This window comes from Enterococcus sp. DIV1083b (assembly GCF_051713705.1).
In the GTDB taxonomy this organism is placed as follows: Bacteria; Bacillota; Bacilli; order Lactobacillales; family Enterococcaceae; genus Enterococcus_D; species Enterococcus_D casseliflavus.
This window is the reverse complement of sequence record NZ_JBIOQJ010000001.1, coordinates 25567-46828: the sequence shown is the minus strand read 5'-3', so window position 1 is coordinate 46828 and position 21262 is coordinate 25567. Positions and strand designations below refer to the sequence as shown.

Sequence of the window (21262 nt, the reverse complement as noted above, 5' to 3'; positions counted from 1 at the left end):
TATATATGTTTTGATTACGCACTAATCATAACTTGATAATTTTGATATTGCAAGCGTTTCAAACCAATTTTTTTCACTTTTTCTATAAACAATACAAGCAAATAGCAAAGGCACCATATAAAAACCTTGATAAATAAACGTTTTTTAAAATGTTTCATTAATATAAAATAATATTGCCAACAACTTTATTTACTGTTTATTTGACAAAAAAGAATAAAAAAACAGGATAGATAAATTGAAATAGCTTACAATTTACGTTATAATCATTTTGCATGTATAGACAAGTTTAAAGGAGGATAACTACTGTGAATACGATTATATTGTCTAAGGAACAATGGCTGTTAACGGATCAAACGGGTACGACCTATCCGTTTTCTGGGACTGACAGTGAACGCGTTGCCGCACTGACCGCGCAGCTGCAGCAAATGGAAGGTGGCGGGATCGTCTCTGAATCGCTGGTGTTTACGAATGAAGAAGGGACTTTTTCATTGGACCAATGGTTGACAGAAAAATTGAATCGTCCCTTTGTTTGCACTACGAAAGAACAGTATGAAGAAAAAAGTACTGAAATTCCTTGGCGCCTCGAATACTATGGCTACACCCCTGGTAAAGATGAATACTCGGTGGAGTCACTTTTAACCGTCGGTAACGGCTATTTAGGGCTGCGAGGCACAACGCCTGAGATGACCATTTGTGAAGCGAACTATCCAGGACTGTATTTAGCAAGTCTTTACAATACGGTGGAATCGGATGTTTCTGGTCATACCATCAGCAATGAAGACTTCGTCAATGCACCGAATCTGCAAAAAATGTACGTAAAGATCGATGATGAAGTGATCGATATCGCCAACAATCAGCTCCTTTCATTTAAACGGACATTGGATCTGAAGACCGGCTTGTTCCAATCAGTGGCAGAAATTGAAACCAAAAAACAAAAGCGTCTGCGAATCGAAACGAAGAAAATCGCCAATATGCAAGACGTTCACCAATACAGCTTGGTCTATCAGTTTACCCCGCTGAACTTTTCTGGCATCGTTACCTTCGTCAGTGAAGCCGACGGATCGGTCTATAACTATAACGTCGCTCGTTACCGTAGTTTAACCAACCAGCATTTGACCGTGAAAGAGGCAGCAGCTGAACAAAACAAAGCGCATTTAGTGGTCACCACTAACCAATCACAGATTACCGTTGTCCAATCCTCTGAACTGTTTTCACAGGACCTGCCATTGGCTGAGCTGCAAGCTGAAACAAACGACCAGGTCGTCCGTCAGCAAGTAACCCTTGAGGTGACGGAAGGACAAACTTATCGGGTCGAAAAATCAGTCACTGTTGCCGCTTATCGCCAAGAAGAGCCGCAACCGGCATTTACGTTTTCTTCCTTAGCATTACCTGATTTTGCGACGATGTATACCGCCTCAAAACAAGCCTGGGCTGAATTATGGGCAAAAGCGGCCATCGAAGTCACTGGTGACTTGATGTCGCAAAAAATGCTGAATCTGCATACGTATCATCTGCTGGTCTCCGCAGCACCGAATGCTTATCAGGAGTCCTTAGATGCCAGTATCACTGCCCGTGGCCTACATGGTGAAGCCTATCGCGGTCATATTTTCTGGGATGAACTGTTTATCTTACCTTTTTACATTCTACATTTTCCTGACACCGCCAAAGAAATTCTGCTGTATCGCTACCGCCGCTTAGCTGCTGCCAAAAAAGATGCCCAAAAAGCTGGCTACCAAGGCGCCATGTTCCCATGGCAATCCGGATTGGATGGCAGTGAGCAATCCCAAGAACTGCATTTGAACCCTATCAGCGGCGAATGGAAAGAAGATCACAGTCGCTTGCAACGCCATGTCTCCTTAGCGATCGCTTATAACATTTGGCAATACTGGCACAACACGCAAGATCGAGTCTTCATGGAACAATATGGGTTAGAATTGATGTTAGAAGTCGCTCATTTCTGGCAAAGTGCTGCCACCTGGGATGATGCTGCTCAACGTTACTTTATCGATAAAGTCATGGGACCAGATGAATTTCATGAAAGCTACCCAAATAGTGAACAAGGCGGCTTGAAAAACAACGCCTATACCAATATGATGGTAGTATGGTTGTTTGAAGAGATCGAGAACCTTCAACAACAACTTTCAGCAGAGAGCTTCCAAGCGGTATTAGAGAAAACGGCTTTAACCCCTGCAGATATTGCTGCTATGGCAGATATTCGTACCAAGCTGGGCTTAGAGATCGATCCAGAAGGCATCATTGCACAATTTGAAGGGTACTTCCAGCTGGAAGATCTGGATTGGGCCCATTATAAAGAGAAATATGGCAACATTTATCGGATGGACCGCATCCTAAACGCTGAAGGCAAGAGTGCTGACAGCTACAAAGTCGCGAAACAAGCCGATAGTTTGATGATTTTCTACAATTTCTCAAAAGAGCAAGTCAATCAGATTTTGGCGGATCTTTCTTACCAACTACCAACAGACTATATTGAAAAAAATCTGCATTATTATTTAGCTCGCACCTCCCACGGCTCGACTTTGTCACGGATCGTTCATGCCCAGTTAGCGGCAATGGTGGATGATCAGGAATTGGCTTGGTCGTTATACCAAGAAGCCCTCTCTTCTGATTACCGTGATATCCAAGGCGGGACTACAGCAGAAGGCATTCACGCCGGTGTCATGGCCGCTACGTTGTTTATTCCGTTAACCACTTTTGCTGGGATCGATATTCGAGAAGAGCAGCTTCAAATCACACCAAACTTGCCAAAAGCCTGGGACAGCTTAGCCTTCCAGCTAGAAGTTCGCGGCACCCACTTTGCAATGAATGTTACACATGAAACATTGACGATTACTGCTGATCAGCCTGTCACGATCTTAGTGAATGGGCAACAAGTTTCTCTAGAAGCAAACAAAGAAGCAATGATTACTTACTAAAAGGAGTGTTACACATGAAAAAAGGATTTATTTTTGATTTAGACGGCGTTATCACGGATACGGCCAAATACCACTACATTGCATGGAAAGAATTAGCTGCGGAGATCGGGATCGAGATCGATTTGAAGTTCAACGAGCAGTTAAAAGGCATCAGCCGCATGGATTCTTTAGAGCGAATCTTAACACTAGGCAACAAAAATGATGCCTACACAGAAGTCGAAAAAGAAGCGTTAGCGACGAAGAAAAATACCCACTATGTACAATTATTACAAAGCTTGACTCCTGATGATCTATTGCCAGGGGTAAAGACGTTCCTTGATGAAGCCAAAGCAAAAAACATTCCTTGTGCGATCGCTTCGGCATCCAAAAATGCGCCGTTTATTTTGGACAAACTTGGGGTCATGCAAGACTTTGATACGATCGTTGATCCAGCAACCTTGAAAAAAGGCAAACCAGATCCAGAGATCTTTATCCAAGCAGCGCTGGCACTAGGCATTGAACCGTCAGAAGCAGTTGGCTTTGAAGATGCTCAAGCAGGGATCGACGGCATCAAAGCTGCTGGTATGTACGCGGTAGGCGTTTATTCAGGAGAAGAATTACACGGTGCAGATGTGATCGTTGAAAAATTGACGGACCTAAACATTGACGAACTTTTGGCGAAATAGTCGATTGCATTTCCAAATTGGCCTCGCTATAATAGCCAAAGAGGGGGCAATCCGATGAACAAGTTCAAAGAAATATTTTTAGATTTAGAACAAAAAATTCTAGCAAACGAATACCCTCCGCATTCTTTGCTGCCTAGCGAAAACCAATTGATCAAAACTTATGGTGTCTCCCGCGAGACTGTCCGTAAGGCATTGAATTTATTGCGGGATGCTGGTTATATCCAAAAGAAACAAGGGAAAGGCTCAATCGTCTTAGACTTGAATCGCTTTGATTTCCCGATTTCCGGCTTGACGAGTTTTCGTGAGCTGCAAGATACCCAACGCATTCCTAGTGAAACAAAGGTTGTCGAGATCCGTAAGATTGCCGTTTCGCCAAAGCTGCACGAGACCACTGGTTGGCCTGTCGCTTCTGAGGCATGGAAACTGATCCGTCAGCGGAGAATCGATGGAGAAGTGGTGATTTTGGATAAAGATTACCTTGATGCTTCTATCATCGAAGAGTTGCCAGAAAACCGAGCGAAAGTATCGATTTTTGATTACTTTGAAAATGATCTTGGCCTTGAGATCGCTTATGCACAAAAAGAAATCACTGTTGACCCCGTCAACAAAGAATTGCGGGATCTAATGGATCTGCGTCCTGAAGATCAGCATGTCGTTACGGTTCGCAGCCTCGTGTATCTAGAAGACACGCGCTGTTTTGAATACACCGAATCGATCCACCGACTGGATAAATTCCGCTTTGTGGACTTTGCCCGTCGACGCAAGATTTGATGGACGTATAGACGTGAAACACATCAAACAGACCTGGACTTCCCCGAGAAGTCTGGGTCTGTTTTTTTTTCAATAGCCCCCCACTCGATAATACTGGATCGATCCTCCCATTTTTCGCCTCTGTCGCTATCGAGCCATCCTTTTGCTTGCTCGTTTTTCTATTGCCCATGAATAAAAAAGGCACGATCATTTATGGGACTGATGAAATAGTGTTGAATTTGCACAACTCAGCCGTCCTTATTGACAATCAGCTACACAAAAAAACAGTATCCTCTGAGAGGATACTGCTTTTGCTTGCTATTTGGCGTAATCCGTTGCGCGAGTCTCGCGAATAACGGTTACCTTGATATGACCTGGGTAATCCAAATCGTCTTCGATCTTCTTGCGGATGTCGCGAACCAATCGTACAGCATCCAAATCAGAAATCTCTTCTGGTTTGACCATTACACGGACTTCACGTCCGGCTTGGACTGCAAAACTGGAATCGACCCCTTTGAAGCCGTTGGCGATATTTTCTAGGTTTTGCAAGCGGCGAATATAATTTTCCAATGATTCGCTGCGAGCACCTGGACGGGCTGCTGACAAGGCATCTGCGGCTGCAACTAAAACAGAGATAACCGATGTTGCTTCAACATCTCCATGGTGAGAAGCGATCGCATTGATCACCACACCATTTTCTTTGTATTTGGCAGCTAACTCAGCCCCGATCTCAACGTGAGAGCCTTCAATTTCATGGTCAAGGGCTTTCCCGATATCATGCAAGAGTCCAGCACGTTTGGCTAACTGAATATCTTCGCCTAATTCTGCGGCAAGAACACCGGTTAGTTTTGCGACTTCGATCGAGTGGTTCAAGACGTTTTGTCCGTAGCTGGTACGGAAACGCAAACGACCTAAAATCTTGATCAAGTCTGGATGAAGGGTGTGGGCGCCGACTTCAAAGGCTGCTTGTTCCCCATATTCACGAATATGCTCATCCATTTCTTTCCGAGATTTTTCGACCATTTCTTCAATTCGAGCTGGATGGATCCGGCCGTCTTGAATCAGTTTTTCAAGGGTCATACGAGCAATTTCACGGCGAATCGGATCAAATCCTGATAAGACGACTGCTTCTGGCGTGTCATCAATGATCAAATCGATCCCTGTCAATGTTTCAAGGGTGCGAATGTTCCGACCTTCTCTTCCGATGATTCGACCTTTCATCTCATCGTTTGGTAATGATACGACCGATACCGTGGTTTCAGACACTTGGTCTGCGGCACAACGTTGGATTGCTAGGGACAAGAGATTTTTTGCTTTTCGATCTGCTTCTTCCTTCGCACGCTGTTCAGATTCTTTGACCATGATCGTTAATTCATGGTTCAATTCCTCTTCCGTTGATTTCATGATCAACTCTTTTGCTTCATCTCTAGACAGCGCGGCGATGCGCTCTAATTCTTTCTGTTGTCCATCGATTAAGTTTTCTACTTCTTTTTCTCGCTCGTCAATTAATTGTTGTTTCTCACTAAGTCTGCCTTCTTTATCTTCAAGTGAGCGTTCTCGTTTTTCCAAAGAATCGTCCTTACGATCAAGTACTTGTTCTCTTTGGAGTAAACGATTTTCTTGTGATTTTAAATCAAGTTTGCTTTCTTTCAACTCACTTTCAATCTCTGACCGATACTTCTGATTTTCTTCCTTAGCTTCTAACAATGCTTCTTTTTTAAGAGTTTCTGCTTCTTTCTTAGCGCTTTCGATAATTCCAGCTGCAGAATTTTGGGCGCCGTTGATTTCTTTCTCATGACGAGATTTCGTCACATAAACTCCTAATCCAAGACCGACAATTAAACCGATGATAGCGAGGAGAATGTAAAGTAGTTCCAATGAATCCACCTCCATACTATCTTTTTTAATATTTTGTAATTTTGATTAACAAAGGATAACAAAATTATCAATTCGCTACTTCTTATGTGGAAATCCACATACGTTTATTCTAATGTTTGAACACAAGAGTGTCAACTTTAAATAATAAAGTAAACTTTCGCAACCCTTCCTTTTTACGGATGTTTTTTCAACAATAGATGAATCTAGCAAAAAGCCACAAAAAAGCCAAACAACCTCGTTGTTTGGCTTTTCAAGACTTATTCGTCTAATGGTAATTCTTCTTGCGCTTCCTCGAGGGTTACGGTCTCTCCTGTTCCAATCCCGTAAGCATCGCGGACGCGAGCAGAAACTTCTAGCATCATTTCTTGGTGTTCACGCATATAGTTTTTGGCGTTTTCACGACCTTGACCGATGCGATCCCCTTTATAGGCATACCACGCACCGCTTTTATCAACGATGTCTTGTTCCACGGCCATATCCAATAATTCACCTTCTTGTGAAATACCTAGACCATACATCATGTCGACTTCCGCTACTTTAAATGGTGGCGCTACTTTGTTTTTGACTACTTTGATCTTCGTGCGGTTCCCGATGATATCTGTACCGGATTTCAATTGCTCAGCACGACGTACTTCCAAACGGATGGTTGAATAGAATTTCAACGCACGTCCACCAGGTGTCGTTTCTGGATTCCCAAACATGATCCCAACTTTTTCCCGAATTTGGTTGATAAAGATCGCGATCGTTTTCGTTTTGTTGATGGAACCAGAAAGTTTCCGTAATGCTTGTGACATCAAACGAGCTTGCAAACCAACGTGGGTATCACCCATTTCACCATCGATCTCCGCTCGTGGGACTAAAGCTGCTACCGAGTCAATAACTACGATATCAACCGCACCACTTGAAACTAAGGCGTCAGCGATCTCTAATCCTTGTTCCCCTGTATCTGGTTGTGATAACAAAAGATCATCGATATTTACACCTAATTTTTGCGCATACTGCGGATCTAACGCATGTTCGGCATCGATAAATGCTGCTGTTCCGCCATTTTTTTGGACTTCCGCAATGGCATGTAAAGCAACTGTCGTTTTACCAGAACTTTCTGGGCCGTAAACTTCTACGATCCGTCCTCGTGGGTAACCACCTACACCTAATGCAACATCCAAGGCCAATGAACCACTTGGGATCGTTGAAATTTGTTGATCAACTTTTTCGCCAAGCTTCATGATGGCACCTTTACCATAGTTCTTTTCAATCTTCTTTAGTGCAGCATCTAAGGCTGCTTTACGATCATCTGCCAAACGGATAATCCTCCTTATATTCATCACTTTCGTGTGTCGTTCATAAGATAATAATAGTCCTTCTGAAGGGAAATTGCAAGAAAAAACGAACAAACATTCGCATTAATTTAATAATTCCTTACGTATTTGATTTAAGCCTGCCATGACAGCACTATGCCGAATATAGGCGCGGTCGCGGTTGAAGTGATACAGCTGGCTTGAGACGCCTTTGTCAGAAGCTAAGGCGATCCAAACAGTGCCTTTGGGCTGGCCTTCTAGTTCGTCTGGACCAGCAACACCGGTGAAGGCCACCGCATAATCGGTCTCTGCTTGTTTGCGGGCATAGACGGCCATTGCTTCCGCACACTCCTGACTAACAGTCCCATAGCTTTCTAAAAGCGCTGAATCGATGCCTAAGAGCTTGCTTTTTGTTCCAGCAGAATATGTCACGAACCCACCGGGAAACACCTCAGAGACGCCAGGAATCCCTCCTAAGGTCGCTTGAAACAAACCAGCGGTCAAACTTTCCGCTGCGGTGACGGTTTTCTTTTTCTCGATTAGTAGATCGACGACTGTTTCTGCCAGCGAATTTTGTTCCCCATATCCATAGAAATACGCACCGACCCGTGCTTGGACGGTTTCTTCTAATGCATCCAATTGTTTGATTCCTTGCGCCTCATCTGCGGTTTTGACCGTCAGACGCAATGTGACCTCATTGGGTTTGGCATAAGGGGCGATGGTGGGATTGACTTGGTTCTCGATCAAATCGGCCAATTCTGTGACCAACGCCGATTCCCCGATCCCGTAATAGCGCAAAACGCGAGAAAGCAAGACTTCTTCTTGGGGAAACTGCTCTAACAGAAGTGGTTTTGCGTGGGTAAGAAACATCGCCTGCAGTTCACTTGGCGGTCCTGGCAGCAGCAAATAACTGGTAGCGGCTGTCTGATAAAAAATCCCGATCGCTAGTCCATTGGGATTTGGCAAAGACACACCGTCTTTGAAGACTAAGGTCTGCCGCAAATTGTTTTCCGTCATCCTCCGTTGACTGTTTTCAAAGAAGGCTTTCAATTGGTGATAACCTGGTTCATCTCGCACTAATTCCTGTCCCACATGGCGGGCAGTGACTTGTTTCGTCAAGTCATCGTCGGTGGGCCCTAAGCCGCCGCACAGCACGATCAAGTCGCTGCGTTTGTCGGCGATCGTCAGCAATTCCTCTAAGCGATTGGGGTTGTCCCCGACAACACTATGATAAAAAACATCGATCCCTAGACTTGCCAGTTCTTCTGACAAGAAGGTCGCGTTCGTATTCACCACCTGTCCTAAAAGTAATTCGGTCCCGACTGCAATAATTTCTGCTTTCATTCGTTTACTCCTTCATTTATCAGATACGTAAAAGTCTTTCATATTGACAAAAAAAGTCCAGAAAACTTCTGAACTTTCGTGACTTGTATCCTTGTTTTTATCGCTTCTTTATCTAGATCTAGAACTTTTACATAGAATCTTTAAAAACATTCGTATTTTTTATGAAATAATCGACCCCGGAATAGATCGTGAAGATCAGGCATAGATACAACATGATTTGATCGACAGGTAAACCGATCATTGAAAAGGGAATGTTGTTCAAGAACAAGAAAATGATCGCAACCATTTGTGTCGCGGTTTTGATTTTCCCCGGCCACGCAGCAGCCATGACTTCGCCACTTTGTTCCACTAACAACAAGCGTAAACCTGTCACTGCCAACTCACGGCAAACGATGATCGAAACTACCCAGCCTGGGGCTTTGTCTAATTCGACCAGCATGATAAAAGCCGTCATGACGAGCATTTTATCTGCTAACGGGTCAGCAAACTTCCCGAAGTTGGTAACAAGGCCTCTGGAACGAGCGATCTTGCCATCTAGCCAGTCCGTAATGCTGGCTGCCGCAAAAAGGATCGCTGCAATAAGGTGCGTGTTTTCTAATTGTGTCGTACCAACGGTCATCGTGCCAAGATCGATCGGCAAAACCAAGACCAAAATAAAGATGGGGATCATAATGATCCGTAATACAGTTAATTGATTGGGTAAATTCACGAAATAGACTCCTCTCTGCCGACTATTGTACGAAATAACGGCAAATCATGCCACTACTTCTGCTTTTCAATGGTCGGATGCAACAGATAACTTTTTAGCTAATGATACCTCAATAAGGCGCATTTGTCAGATTTATGCCGCATCGTCTTGGTATTCAATCACGAGGCGGACTGTCTTTTGTAACAATTCAAATTGCGGGTCAGAAAAGTCCACTTCCTGACCATTGGCAGTGATGGAGATATTTTGGCTTGCGCCCAGGGTCAAGGTCGCATTCGTGGCGCCTTCTGGCAACGTCATCGATTGCGTTTCCCCCGCTTGAACAGTGTATTGGTACACATAAGCGTTGTCGACTTGTACACCGACCCAACAAGAAGCATCTAGCCCAGTAAATGCTAATTCAATAGGATTTTCCGCATCTTTCATCGTGATCGTGATCGACGATTGCGTCGAATCACTGGCAGTCATCGTCATTTTCGCTTCGCTGGATTCCGTCGTACTTGAGGACTCCGTCGCTTCACTCGAAGTACTGGTTTCTTCCGTACTTGACGTGGTGGAAGCGGTAGACGCTGAATTTTCTACCACAAGAGAAGAGCTTCCTTGGATCATCGGCGTTGTATTCCGGTCTTGCCAAGCCATGTAGCCCACGATACTCACGATCGTAATGGCCACCAGGCCTAATAGAATCATCGGCAAATAGCGGACGACAAATGAGCCGCTTTTTTCTTCTACGTGCTGTGCTTTTCGTGAGCCGCTGACGGTTTCAGGCTGCGGTCTTTTTGGTAAGGGGGCGTCTAACGTATCTTTGCCATCAAAAACGGCCACCAATTTGTCGCCGTCTTCTCCAACCGCTGCTGCATATTGGCGAATAAACGCACGGACATAAAAAGTGCCTGGCAATTGATCAAAACGCTCTGCTTCAATTGCTTCTAAATAGCGTTTTTGGATCTTTGTCATTTGTTGTAATTCAATCAATGAAATCTTTTTATCTAAACGGGCTTGCCGTAATTTTGCTCCAATCGTTGTTTCGTTGGCCACTCGATCATCTACTCCAGTCTTTTATTCATCTTTAAAAAAAGCCCTAAAATCGCTTCGCTGCTTGTCGTAAGGTCAGCAAAGCTGCTCTATCATTTTAAAACAGGGGTTCCCTGTATACGTCAATAAAAAAAACTCCGTCACGCCGATTGCCATCTGAGCGCGCCGTCTACTAAATATAACATTTTTTCCGTGATTTTTTGTAAAAAAACAAAAAAAGATTTTGCTTCAATAATTAAAGAATACCATAAAAGAAAAAGTCTGAGGATAGCCTAACCACAACTCGCAAACAAATTTTAATACTTTTCGCCAAATTGGCATCAAATTGCAAGAAAAAACCACCCTTTGACGCAAAAAGAAAACACTGAATGACTCAGGAGTTGGCCAGCCCTTGTTCTGTTGGGCGTTCCTCCTTGAATCAGTCAGTGTCGCTCAGATGAAAGCTGTTTGACAAAACCAGCCTTCGCTTAGGCTTTTTCCGTTGGATACATGTAAAAACGACTAAAGGCTTTGGGATCGATAAAGGAACGAGCCGCTTGCTGGACATCTTCCAAAGTGATCGATTGGATCACTTCTGGCAGATCAAAGAGCGTCGTTTCACCGAATAAACTTTGGGTAAACTGGTTTGCGATAAACTCCAGTGAGTTCAGTGATTGGAAATATTTCCCTAGCATTTTCTTCTTCAATAACGTCAAGTTTTCTTCATTGATCTCTGGATCTTGCGGGAAATTCATTACGATCGCTTCGATCTCTGCCAACATTTTTTCTGGCTCTTCAGAATCCCCCGAGAAGTCGGCAAAGTAAAAGCCGCGATCCAAGTTCACTTCAAACCCAAATGTGTCGTCGATGATGCCTTGATCATACAAACGCAAATAATTGGCGGAAGTATTGCCTAACACCAATTGGCAGAAAAGATTCAACGCATTTTTGAAGCGCAAGAGCTCTCTTCCTGATTTCGGCAGTTTGTTCAAGTCTCCTTTGATCCCTAATACGCCTTTGGCACGTGTTACTGGCATGGTAAGACTTGATTCTGCTTGAATATCGGCAAAGGTTTCTTCAGGAAACTGGCGAATGATCGCCTGCGTTTCTGGAAAGGTCTTGGCCGCTTGATTGGTCCGAATCCACGCCATCGTTTCTTCCGGATCGATATTGCCTACCACAAAAAGCGTCATGTTGCTTGGGTGATAGAAGGTATTGTAGCAAAGATACAAGTCTTCTGCGGTGATCTGCGCAATGCTTTCCACCGTACCAGCGATATCGATATGCAAGGGGTGCTTCGGATACAGATTTTTGATGATGCCGAAAAACTGCTGCCAGTTCGGATCGTCATCATACATTTGGATTTCTTGACCAATGATCCCTTTTTCTTTTTCGACGGTTTCTTCTGTGAAATACGGGGCTTGAACGAAATCGATCAACGTTTCAAGGTTCAGCTTGATTTGATCGGTTGCCGAAAAAAGGTAGCTGGTTTTCGTGAAACTGGTAAAGGCGTTAGCAGACGCCCCCTGCTGACCAAAGGTTTGAAAGACATCGCCGTCTTCTTTTTCAAACAGTTTGTGCTCTAGAAAATGGGCAATGCCATCTGGAACTTGATGCAATGCTTCGGGAGAAAACCCGAAATGATTGTCGACAGAGCCATAGTTCGTACTGAAAAGTCCGTAAGTTTTATGGAAATCGGCTTTTGGCAGCAAATAAACTTTCAAGCCGTTTGGCAATACTTCTTCATAAAGGGTCTCATTGATTTGCTGATAGACTTTTTTATTCATGGGTCGTCTCCTTATCCAGGAAGAATACAGCTTGCAAGGACACGTTTTGAGCCAATGCTTGGACATCTGCCACGGTCACTTGTGCCAATTTCTGCATAAATTCATCTTCCGTCATTTTCGTATTCGGTACCCACTGATTCAGATAGGCTGTTTCGATCAGTGCTTGTGGGTTATCCAATGAAAGCAAGTACTGGTTTTTCAACATCGCTTTTGTTTGTGCCAGTTCTTCCGCGGTGACTTCGCCACGCTGCAAGCTTTGCAGCTGCTGTTCGATCAATTTGAAGACCTTGTCGCGATTTTTGCCATCGATCCCTGTTTGGACCGACAAATACCCACGAAACGTATCGATACTGCTGGAAGCATAATACGCCAAACTTTCTTTCTCTCGGACATTCATAAACAGTTTTGAATGAGGGAATCCGCCAAACAACCCGTTGAAGACCATAAAGGCGATCCGCTCGGCTTGGTCATAATACACGCCAGTATGATAGCCTAGGTTCAATTTGGCTTGGATGATTGGTTCCCGCAAAATTTTCTCGCGAATGATGTTTTCCGCCGCTTGCTGATAAAAGACCGGCATTGCTTGGTCTGGCCGATCGGTAAAGGCCATGTTCTGGAAGAGCTCCGCGACTTCTGCTTCAACCACATCGCCGATCACAAAAAGATCGATTTGGTCATTGTCCATCATTGAGCGATAGGTTTGGTAAAGCTCTTTTGCGGTCACAGCTTCTAAGTCTTGGGGACGGCCAAAGCTCGGATACTTCTGATTCTGATCCTTTTCAAAATACAACTCTTGCAGTCCTAAAGAAGCCAATGCTTGCTTATCTTCTGCCACGCTGTTCATATAGGCGATCAAGTTGTGTTTTTCGATGGTGAAGTTCTTTTCTTCAAACTGTTCCTCGTGGGCATTCGGATGGAACAAAACTTCTGCTAAAAAAGCGGCTGCTTGCGGCAATACTGCTTCATCTGACACGTACTTCCCGTTGACAAAGGACATCGCTGCATTGATTTGATGCAGATTGCCCCGTTTGTTGACATTCATACCAAAGCTGGCACCGTAAAGCTCTGCCAGCTGACTGCTAAATGCGGTCTGTGTCGGATAAGCCAAACTAGTCGTTTCTAATAAACTGGTCAATAAGGTCCGTTTGGCGGTCATTTCAGCCTGCAATGGTGCAGTAAACCGAACGAAAAAACGAATCGTTTTATACTTTTTGGTCGGTAGCACCGTTAACCGAACACCTTTTTTTAATTCAATAGACATGTGACACCCCTTCTAGAAGCAAAATTATCTCTTCAATTATAGCATAGCTGACAAGCTTTCTCCTCGGCTCGCTGATCAAACCTGCTGCAGCGAGCGTTTTTTTTTATAAATCCCGCGTTTTTCGCTATACTGTCAGTAAGATTTAGAAGGGAGGATACAGGATGATTAAAGAATTTAAAGAATTTATTTTACGAGGAAACGTCATTGACTTGGCGATCGGGGTCGTGATCGGGAGTGCCTTCACCGCAATCGTCACTAGTTTAGTTGAAGGATTGCTGACACCATTGGTTTCATGGATCTTATCACTCTTCGGTAACGCCGATGCCTTTTCTGGCTTGGTCTTTGAACCCGCCAAAAATGTAGTCTTTGATTTTGGCCGCGTCATCACTGCCATTATTACGTTCTTGATAACCGCATTTGTCTTGTTCTTGATTGTCAAAGCAGTGAACAAATTACGCAATCTGAAACAACAACCTGAGGAAGACGAAGTACCAGAAATCACTGCAGAGGATTATTTAGAAGAGATTCGTGATCTTTTAAAAGCGCAAACGCCTACTGCCAACACCGTTGATCCACGTCCAACATCATTGGACGATACGATCAGATAAGAAACCGGCTCTTTGTCATTAAGGACAAAAGAAGCAATTCGGATTCATCCGATCCATCAATCATAGCGCTAAAAGAAGCAAGCACGGCGAACCTCTCTAGAGAGTCGCTGTGCTTGCTTCTTTTTTCATCCCGACATGCAGGATCCCGTCTTCATAAAAAGGCGGTGTAATGGTTTTAAAGCCATACTGGCCGTAGAATTTTTCTAGGTGGGCTTGTGCTTCGATCTCAATAGGCAAAGCCGGATAACACTGCTCAATGCGATGCAAAACTTCTTTGATCAGACGATGGCCTTCTTTTTGCCCCCGGTATGCCGGTGCCACAATGACCCGACCAAAATGCACCGTTTGTTCCTGCTGGAAAATACGGGCGTATGAAACGACCTGCCCGTCCTCATCAAGGGCCCATAAATGTTTGGCCTGTGCATCGATCACATCGATCTCCTGATACGCACACGCTTGTTCCACCACAAAAACTGCTGTGCGCAAACGGGCAAGTTGATAAAACTCCACCCCAGTCATTTCCCCTAACTCTTTTAGAAAAAACGCCATCCCATCACTCCTTATCTTGTTGAACCAAAAAAGAGTCAACAAAGTGTCAACTCTTCTTGTTTCAAACAGCTTCCGATAAAAATTCAATCTCAACAGTTCTGGTTAAAATATCTGAATAACTATAAGAAACCCGCTCGAATGAATTCTCGTTTGGATCCAAATCTACAACAAAAACTGAAGGATAAGTTTCTGTCAAAACGCCGCGACGTTCAGTTTGACGCTTACGTCCAGTCTGAGCAACTAGCATAATCTCACTACCGATACGGCATTCTAAATCTTTCTTGATTGTAGCTAAAGTTGTTGGCATCGCATTCACCTCGAGCATCATTATACCACGAAATGCAGAAAATTTCAAGTTTACCATAAAATAATTCTACTTTCAATAAGATTTTTGTTAAACGTCTTTGATAAGCGCTATCAATTTTGTCCTACCGCGACTGAAAGCGCTTTTTATTTTTTCGTAAGACAGCTTTTCTTGAGCCGCAATCTGATCAAGTTCTAATCCTTTTAAATAATTCATTATAACCATTCTTTCTAAAGACGATAAACTTTTCGGATACGCTACCAACGATTCATTAACAAACAAATAGGTCTCTGCAGTTTCCGCACAGCGATTATGATCGGTCAAAAACCGATTGCCTTCCTGTGAAAGCTTTTCTTCCAGCGAGCAGGCATCGACTTGGGCTTTGCGTTTTTGGGCATGCTGCGCCCGCAACAAGCTGCAGATACGGTTTTCAAAGGATCGCTTAAACAAGATACCCAGCGTCGTTCCTTTGTCCTGATCGTAAGTCTTTAGACACTTATTAAAAACGATCCGGCCTTCTTGCAGCCAATCATCTAAGTCATAATCCCGCAGATAATATTTTTTATGCAAAATCTCAACGATCGGTCGATATTTTCTGAACAACTCTTCAAATCTATCAGAAGGGTGTGATACTTGTCCTTCTTCCCTGCGCATCGATATCACTCCTTTTGTTTTTGCTTCATTTGCTACAAAAGGAGCGTATCATAAATGGCTGGGACATCTTCTAATTTACCAGACCAACTTTGTCCCTAACTAAGGTCCCGCAATTTCTTTTCAAGTTCGGCTAATTGCTCCGGTGACCAGGGGGAATTGCGCCGGAAATTTTCAAACCGCAAGTCGGTTTGATGCTCGTGGATGTCTTTTTCCGTTTTTTCCACGCTTTTGTACAATTCCCGTGCCGAAGTCCGCAAGGCACCTTGAGAGAAGATCACCCACTGTTCGGCTAAATCGCTGGTAGCGACGGTGACTTGCGTCAACCGATTGTTTAATTCACCTGCGATTCGTTCGATGTAGCTGTCGGCGGTCTCTCCTTCTTCGGTAAAAATAACTTCCAGCTGATATTTGGTGTAACTTTGTGTCACACCAGGCACCAGTTGGGCATCAAAAACAACGATGATTTTCAACCCTTCATATTTTGCATAATTTGACAGCCGGTTCAGTAAGGCTTCTCGGGCATCTTCTAAACGGTCCTGATTTTTCAAAAGAACCAGCTCCGGCCAAGCGCCAATCATATTGTAGCCATCCACGATCAGCAAAGGGGTTTTCATTGGGACGCCCCATTTCGGCTAGTAAAGGCCTGATACATTAACAAGCCCGCCGCCACACTGGCATTCAAGCTCTGCACGTGCCCGGTCATTGGGATCGTCAGCATTTGGTCCACTTCTTTTTTCAAGCCTTCTCCCATGCCGCGACCTTCGTTACCGATGATCAAACCGACCGCCCCTTGAGCATTCCATGTGCGGTAATCACTGCCGCTCATATCAGTACCAAAGATCCAAAAACCAGCTTTTTTCAGCTGCTGGACTGCTTGGGTCAAATTAGTCACGCGGGCCACAGGAATATGTTCCACTGCGCCAGTCGATGTTTTCACCACGATCGGCGTGATCCCCACCGCACGGTGTTTCGGAATGATGATCCCGTCTACGCCGCTGGCATCAGCGGTTCGCATGATGGAGCCGAAATTATGGGGATCTTCTAGATTATCTAAAATCAGATACAGCGGCTGTTCTTTCGTTTGGGCCAACAATTCATCCAAGGTCAAATACTGGTAAGGGGTGATTGCCAAGATCATGCCTTGATGGACCCCTTGGTCACTCATCGTATCCAGCTTTTGTTTTGGCACCCATTTGACCGGAACTGCCTGTTCCCGTGCCATTTCTTTCAGACGATCGATCTTTTCTCCCCTTGCCTCTTCAGAAAGAAACAGCTTGTTGCCTCGCCCTTCTTTCAAGGCTTCAGCAACCGCATGATAGCCAAAGACAAAATTATCTTCGATGGCTTCTCCCTCGGCTTCTTTGCGGCGATCCGGTCTATTTTCTTTTCTGGCTTCTGATTGGCCAGCTGTTTTTTTATTTGGACGCTTTCTTTGCGGTTTTTCTCGCATCTTCTTCTCCTACTTTCTTTATACACCAGTCTACCAGCTCGTCTAAGCGTTCTTTTTGCTGCGTGAGGTGCAAATACCCGATCAGCGATTCAAAGCCAGTAGCGATGCGATACGTCGTGACATCGGCATTTTTGGCACCCGTATGACTTTTACTATTACGGCCGCGGCGATAAAAATCATGTTCTTCTTCGGTCAGGATCTCTTCATCCAACATCTTTTGGATCAACGCCGCTTGGGCTTTGGCAGATACATAGTGGGTCGCCATATGGTGCAGTTGGTTTGGTCGGGTTTGGCCTTGGGCGACTAAATAATCGCGAATATAGACTTCATAGACCGCATCCCCCACATAGGCCAATGCCAAACCATTCAATTGTTTATAATCTCTCATACTTCTCGTCTCCATCGGGTTCCTTGCGGGGTATCTTCTAAGATGATCCCTTGTTCTTTCAACTCATCACGGATTTGGTCGCTGCGGGCAAAATCTTTGGCTTTGCGAGCGGCGATTCGTTCATTGATCAGCTGTTCGATTTCTTCATCCAGCAATTCTTCTGATACAAAATAAATCCCGAAAATCGTCAGCCATTCGCTGAACTTGGCTAATCCAACGGTTAATAAAGCCAAGTCTGTTTCTGGGTCTTCGCTAGCTAAGTTCAGCCACTTCGCCAATTCATAGACCACTGTGATCCCATTAGCCGCGTTGAAATCATCGTCCATTTCTTTGATGAAACGTTCTTCAAATTCTTCCAGAACCGGTGCATTGACTTCCTCATCGCTGGCTTGATAGTGACTGCTATTCAAGCGGAATTTGGCATTTTCATAGGTCGTACGCAATTTTTGCAGATTGGTTTGTGCTTCATGCAAGGTAGTCTCGCTGTATTTGATTGGTCGGCGGTACTGAGTCGTTGCCAAAAAGAAACGCAGCACCTGTGGATCAACTTTTTTGACCATCTCATGCACCGTGACGAAGTTGCCCAGCGACTTACTCATTTTTTCTTCGTCTTCACCGATCGTCACATAGCCATTATGCATCCAATAGTTGGCAAAGGTCTTGCCGGTTTTTGCCTCGCTTTGGGCGATCTCATTTTCATGATGAGGGAAGGTCAAGTCTTGTCCGCCTCCATGAATATCGATGGTCTCGCCTAGGTGTTTGGTCGCCATCACCGAGCATTCGATATGCCAGCCGGGACGGCCGGCTCCCCAAGGAGATTCCCAAGCGATCTCATCGCCTTTTGCCGCTTTCCACAAAGCAAAATCCAACGGATCTTCCTTGATTTTTTGTTCTTCACCGGTTCGCTGGCTTGCGCCGACTTCCAGCTCGTCGATGGATTGGTCGCTTAATTGCCCATAGTGAGCAAATTTACGGGTACGGTAATAAACATCGCCATTGACTGGATAGGCATAGCCTTTTTCTACAAGAGCAGCAATAAAGGCAATGATGTCTTCAATATGATCCATCACACGAGGATTCATCGTAGCAGGTTTGACATTCAGCGCTGCAGTATCTTCATTGAAGGCGTTGATAAAACGCTCTGCCACTTCTGGGGCCGTCGTACCTAATTCTTTTGCTGCACGAATGATTTTATCATCGACATCAGTAAAATTCATCAAATAGTCCACTGTATAGCCGCGGTATTCGAAATAACGACGTACGGTATCAAATGAAACAGTACTGCGGCCATTCCCGATATGGATATAGTTATAGACGGTGGGTCCGCAAACATACATTTTTACTTTCTTTTCTTCCAATGGCTGAAACACTTCTTTTTCTCGTGTCAGCGTATTATAGATTTTAATCATCGTGGGTAACCTTCTTTCCTTTGATTCGAACGATCTTTGCCGGGATGCCGACAGCAGTTGCTTCTGCGGGGATATCCTTCAAAACCACTGCATTGGCGCCGATCTTTGCATATTCACCGATCGTGACAGGACCTAAGATCTGCGCATGGGCTGAGAGAAACGCACCGGTTTTAACCGTGGGATGACGCTTGCCCCGCTCTTTGCCGGTTCCCCCCAGGGTGACTCCGTGAAACAAGACGACATCATCTTCAATGATCGCCGTTTCCCCAATCACGACCCCCATCCCATGATCGATAAAGACCCCTTGGCCGATCTGGGCACCAGGATGAATCTCGATCCCGGTCAAGAAACGCCAAAACTGGGCCGTCAGTTTTGCCAAAAAATACCAGCGATGCTGAAACAAAAAGTGCGCCCAACGATGCCAAAATAAGGCATGGAATCCCGGATACGTGATGATGATCTCCAACGTTGATCGCACCGACGGATCGTGTTTTTTTGTTGCCGCAATTGCTTTTTTGAACCAAGTCATCTTCTCACCTGCTTTATCCAAACTTCTTGATACGAAAAAAGCGTCTTTCAAATAAGTTTCCTTATTCAAAAGACGCTTTTTTGCGTGGTCCCACTTTTGTTCGCAGTTCGGCACTGCCTTCAAGCGGGTAACGTCCGCTGCTTCGTCTTTGACTTGCGCCAAAGCCACTCCTAGGTGCATTTCCTAGCCTTTTTTGACCACTCTCACCTTCCGTGGCCTCTCTGAAAAAAATCGGCTAGTACTTCGTCTATTCGCTGTGTTTATAACACGTTATTCAAATGATCAAGGGCTTTTTCTTTCCCTAATAATTCAACGGTATCCGGTAGTTCTGGTCCATGGGTTTGGCCTGAGACTGCCACTCGGATCGGCATGAATAAATTCTTGCCTTTGATGCCTGTTTCTTTTTGGATCTCCTTGATAGCTGCTTTGACTGCTGCAGCTTCAACGACTGGCATCGCCTGTAATTTTTCTTTAAAGGCTGTCAAAACCGTCGGTACGGTTTCTCCTGCTAAGACTTCTTTGGCTGCATCATCTAATTCAGGGTGTTCTTCGAAGAACAATTCCGAAAGGTCGACGATTTGTGCCGCAAAACTCATTTGCGGTTGATACAAGGAAACGATTTTTTTCAACCAAGCAGCTTTTTCTTCGGTCAATGTTTCTTCGATGCGACCGGCTTTTGCCAAGTAAGGGACGCACATTGCCGTCAATTCATCCAGATCCATTTGTTTCATGTACTGGTTATTGACCCATTCCAACTTCTTGGCATCGAAGGCAGCTGGTGATTTGCTCAACCGTTCAGGATCAAAGATTTTGATCAATTCTTCTTGAGAGAAGATTTCTTCTTCCCCTACTGGTGACCAGCCTAAAAGTGCAATGAAGTTGAACATAGCATCTGGCAGATAACCCAACTCACGGTATTGCTCGATGAATTGGAGAATCGATTCGTCCCGTTTGCTTAATTTTTTCCCGGTTTCGCTATTGATGATCAACGTCATATGCCCGAATTCTGGTGCTTGCCAGCCAAATGCTTCATAGATCATCAACTGTTTTGGTGTGTTGGCGATGTGGTCATCTCCACGCAGCACATGGGTGATTTTCATATGATGGTCATCGACTGCTACTGCAAAGTTGTAAGTCGGCATACCGTCACGTTTTTGGATGACAAAATCGCCACCGACATTATCTGATTCAAAAACGATCTCGCCTTTGACCATGTCGTGGAATTTGTATTCAGTATTGCGAGAGACACGGAAACGAATCACTGGTTTCAAGCCTTGTGCTTCTTTTTCGGCTTGCTCTTCTGGTGTTAAGTTGGCACATTTCCCTGCATAATGGGGCATTTCGCCACGAGCTCTTTGGCCTTCACGTTCGGCTTCCAGTTCTTCTTCCGTACAATAACACTTATACGCACGATTGCTTGCAAGCAATTGATCGATCAGTGGTTGGTAGATATCGCCGCGTTCTGATTGACGATACGGACCGTATTCTCCTGGATTTTCAGGTGATTCGTCCCAATCCATTCCTAACCATTGCAAGTTTTCAAGCTGGCTTTTTTCACCATCTTCAATGTTTCTTTTTTGATCGGTGTCTTCGATTCGGATAATAAATTCACCGTCATTGTGACGAGCAAACAAATAATTGAATAAAGCCGTCCGAGCATTCCCGATGTGTAAATGTCCTGTTGGACTTGGCGCGTAACGTACACGTACTTTTGTCATTGTTTTCCTCTTCCTTC

Annotated in this window: 20 protein-coding genes and 1 other annotated feature; of the genes, 4 read left to right on the top strand and 16 right to left on the bottom strand. The window is 44.5% G+C overall.

Going from position 1 to position 21262, the window contains the following annotated elements; translation table 11 throughout:
* Positions 1–305 precede the first annotated feature (305 nt).
* The 3 genes from IGI69_RS00215 to treR are packed head-to-tail and all read left to right on the top strand — an operon-like array spanning position 306 to position 4369.
* Positions 306–2933, top strand: coding sequence for a glycoside hydrolase family 65 protein (locus IGI69_RS00215; protein ID WP_438739269.1), 2628 nt, complete (start codon positions 306–308; stop codon positions 2931–2933).
* Between the two features lie 14 nt (positions 2934–2947).
* Complete coding sequence (gene pgmB / locus IGI69_RS00210) at positions 2948–3598, top strand: beta-phosphoglucomutase (RefSeq protein ID WP_151196107.1); 651 nt, start codon at positions 2948–2950, stop codon at positions 3596–3598.
* A gap of 54 nt (positions 3599–3652) precedes the next feature.
* Positions 3653–4369 (top strand): trehalose operon repressor, encoded by a 717-nt coding sequence (treR, locus tag IGI69_RS00205; protein WP_005226457.1) that lies wholly within the window; start codon positions 3653–3655, stop codon positions 4367–4369.
* Between the two features lie 297 nt (positions 4370–4666).
* Here the strand turns inward: treR and rny are convergent, their stop codons facing one another.
* The 7 genes from rny to yfmF form a co-directional block, all read right to left on the bottom strand.
* Positions 4667–6241, bottom strand: coding sequence for a ribonuclease Y (gene rny, locus IGI69_RS00200; protein WP_005232891.1), 1575 nt, complete (start codon positions 6239–6241; stop codon positions 4667–4669).
* Between the two features lie 242 nt (positions 6242–6483).
* Entirely contained in the window at positions 6484–7527 is a 1044-nt protein-coding gene (gene recA / locus IGI69_RS00195; RefSeq protein WP_008376737.1) for a recombinase RecA, read from the bottom strand.
* 102 nt (positions 7528–7629) lie between these two features.
* Positions 7630–8868 (bottom strand): competence/damage-inducible protein A, encoded by a 1239-nt coding sequence (locus tag IGI69_RS00190; RefSeq protein ID WP_005232893.1) that lies wholly within the window; start codon positions 8866–8868, stop codon positions 7630–7632.
* A 127-nt stretch (positions 8869–8995) separates the two neighbouring features.
* Positions 8996–9577, bottom strand: a complete 582-nt coding sequence (pgsA, locus tag IGI69_RS00185) for a CDP-diacylglycerol--glycerol-3-phosphate 3-phosphatidyltransferase (RefSeq protein ID WP_005232894.1) — start codon at positions 9575–9577, stop codon at positions 8996–8998.
* Positions 9578–9709: 132 nt separating this feature from the next.
* Positions 9710–10612, bottom strand: coding sequence for a helix-turn-helix domain-containing protein (locus tag IGI69_RS00180; RefSeq protein WP_438739265.1), 903 nt, complete (start codon positions 10610–10612; stop codon positions 9710–9712).
* Positions 10613–11076: 464 nt separating this feature from the next.
* Complete coding sequence (yfmH, locus tag IGI69_RS00175; RefSeq protein WP_005226432.1) at positions 11077–12375, bottom strand: EF-P 5-aminopentanol modification-associated protein YfmH; 1299 nt, start codon at positions 12373–12375, stop codon at positions 11077–11079.
* A complete protein-coding gene (gene yfmF / locus IGI69_RS00170; protein WP_438739262.1) occupies positions 12368–13636 on the bottom strand; it encodes an EF-P 5-aminopentanol modification-associated protein YfmF in 1269 nt (422 codons plus the stop codon). The genes yfmH and yfmF overlap by 8 nt, the downstream gene beginning before the upstream one ends.
* Positions 13637–13797: 161 nt before the next feature.
* Here yfmF and mscL point away from each other — a divergent pair, with 161 nt between their 5' ends.
* A complete protein-coding gene (gene mscL / locus IGI69_RS00165; RefSeq protein WP_005232898.1) occupies positions 13798–14244 on the top strand; it encodes a large conductance mechanosensitive channel protein MscL in 447 nt (148 codons plus the stop codon).
* Positions 14245–14340: 96 nt separating this feature from the next.
* Here mscL and IGI69_RS00160 read toward each other — a convergent pair whose 3' ends face one another.
* The 9 genes from IGI69_RS00160 to gltX all read right to left on the bottom strand — a co-directional run bounded on the left by IGI69_RS00160 (position 14341) and on the right by gltX (position 21245).
* Complete coding sequence (locus tag IGI69_RS00160; RefSeq protein WP_086298923.1) at positions 14341–14793, bottom strand: GNAT family N-acetyltransferase; 453 nt, start codon at positions 14791–14793, stop codon at positions 14341–14343.
* 61 nt (positions 14794–14854) lie between these two features.
* Positions 14855–15157 (bottom strand): Veg family protein, encoded by a 303-nt coding sequence (locus tag IGI69_RS00155; RefSeq protein WP_438739260.1) that lies wholly within the window; start codon positions 15155–15157, stop codon positions 14855–14857.
* A gap of 30 nt (positions 15158–15187) precedes the next feature.
* The gene (locus IGI69_RS00150) at positions 15188–15751 is read right to left on the bottom strand and encodes a sigma-70 family RNA polymerase sigma factor (protein ID WP_142437338.1); all 564 of its coding nucleotides are present in this window, start codon (positions 15749–15751) and stop codon (positions 15188–15190) included.
* A gap of 95 nt (positions 15752–15846) precedes the next feature.
* Positions 15847–16365 (bottom strand): NYN domain-containing protein, encoded by a 519-nt coding sequence (locus IGI69_RS00145; RefSeq protein WP_005226413.1) that lies wholly within the window; start codon positions 16363–16365, stop codon positions 15847–15849.
* Complete coding sequence (rlmB, locus tag IGI69_RS00140) at positions 16362–17201, bottom strand: 23S rRNA (guanosine(2251)-2'-O)-methyltransferase RlmB (RefSeq protein WP_005232903.1); 840 nt, start codon at positions 17199–17201, stop codon at positions 16362–16364. The genes IGI69_RS00145 and rlmB overlap by 4 nt, the downstream gene beginning before the upstream one ends.
* Positions 17167–17589 carry a Mini-ribonuclease 3 gene (locus IGI69_RS00135; RefSeq protein ID WP_005232904.1) on the bottom strand — a complete coding sequence of 141 codons (423 nt, stop codon included), beginning with the start codon at positions 17587–17589 and terminating at the stop codon, positions 17167–17169. The genes rlmB and IGI69_RS00135 overlap by 35 nt, the downstream gene beginning before the upstream one ends.
* Positions 17586–18998 carry a cysteine--tRNA ligase gene (gene cysS, locus IGI69_RS00130; protein ID WP_438739257.1) on the bottom strand — a complete coding sequence of 471 codons (1413 nt, stop codon included), beginning with the start codon at positions 18996–18998 and terminating at the stop codon, positions 17586–17588. The genes IGI69_RS00135 and cysS overlap by 4 nt, the downstream gene beginning before the upstream one ends.
* Positions 18991–19527 (bottom strand): serine O-acetyltransferase EpsC, encoded by a 537-nt coding sequence (gene epsC / locus IGI69_RS00125; protein WP_034872105.1) that lies wholly within the window; start codon positions 19525–19527, stop codon positions 18991–18993. Before epsC ends, cysS begins: the two co-directional genes overlap by 8 nt.
* A gap of 65 nt (positions 19528–19592) precedes the next feature.
* Positions 19593–19791 (bottom strand) — a binding site (T-box leader).
* Positions 19788–21245 (bottom strand): glutamate--tRNA ligase, encoded by a 1458-nt coding sequence (gltX, locus tag IGI69_RS00120; RefSeq protein ID WP_005226398.1) that lies wholly within the window; start codon positions 21243–21245, stop codon positions 19788–19790. It overlaps the preceding feature by 4 nt.
* Positions 21246–21262: the final 17 nt, after the last annotated feature.

Bases quoted from the DNA above. Each gene is read 5' to 3' on its own strand.
- pgmB (WP_151196107.1), top strand. From the start codon at position 2,948: ATGAAAAAAGGATTTATTTTTGATTTAGACGGCGTTATCACGGATACG.
- treR (WP_005226457.1), top strand. From the start codon at position 3,653: ATGAACAAGTTCAAAGAAATATTTTTAGATTTAGAACAAAAAATTCTA.
- rny (WP_005232891.1), bottom strand. From the start codon at position 6,241: ATGGAGGTGGATTCATTGGAACTACTTTACATTCTCCTCGCTATCATC.
- IGI69_RS00190 (WP_005232893.1), bottom strand. From the start codon at position 8,868: ATGAAAGCAGAAATTATTGCAGTCGGGACCGAATTACTTTTAGGACAG.
- yfmH (WP_005226432.1), bottom strand. From the start codon at position 12,375: ATGAATAAAAAAGTCTATCAGCAAATCAATGAGACCCTTTATGAAGAA.
- yfmF (WP_438739262.1), bottom strand. From the start codon at position 13,636: ATGTCTATTGAATTAAAAAAAGGTGTTCGGTTAACGGTGCTACCGACC.
- mscL (WP_005232898.1), top strand. From the start codon at position 13,798: ATGATTAAAGAATTTAAAGAATTTATTTTACGAGGAAACGTCATTGAC.
- IGI69_RS00160 (WP_086298923.1), bottom strand. From the start codon at position 14,793: ATGGCGTTTTTTCTAAAAGAGTTAGGGGAAATGACTGGGGTGGAGTTT.
- IGI69_RS00155 (WP_438739260.1), bottom strand. From the start codon at position 15,157: ATGGTAAACTTGAAATTTTCTGCATTTCGTGGTATAATGATGCTCGAG.
- IGI69_RS00150 (WP_142437338.1), bottom strand. From the start codon at position 15,751: ATGCGCAGGGAAGAAGGACAAGTATCACACCCTTCTGATAGATTTGAA.
- IGI69_RS00145 (WP_005226413.1), bottom strand. From the start codon at position 16,365: ATGAAAACCCCTTTGCTGATCGTGGATGGCTACAATATGATTGGCGCT.
- rlmB (WP_005232903.1), bottom strand. From the start codon at position 17,201: ATGCGAGAAAAACCGCAAAGAAAGCGTCCAAATAAAAAAACAGCTGGC.
- IGI69_RS00135 (WP_005232904.1), bottom strand. From the start codon at position 17,589: ATGAGAGATTATAAACAATTGAATGGTTTGGCATTGGCCTATGTGGGG.
- cysS (WP_438739257.1), bottom strand. From the start codon at position 18,998: ATGATTAAAATCTATAATACGCTGACACGAGAAAAAGAAGTGTTTCAG.
- epsC (WP_034872105.1), bottom strand. From the start codon at position 19,527: ATGACTTGGTTCAAAAAAGCAATTGCGGCAACAAAAAAACACGATCCG.
- gltX (WP_005226398.1), bottom strand. From the start codon at position 21,245: ATGACAAAAGTACGTGTACGTTACGCGCCAAGTCCAACAGGACATTTA.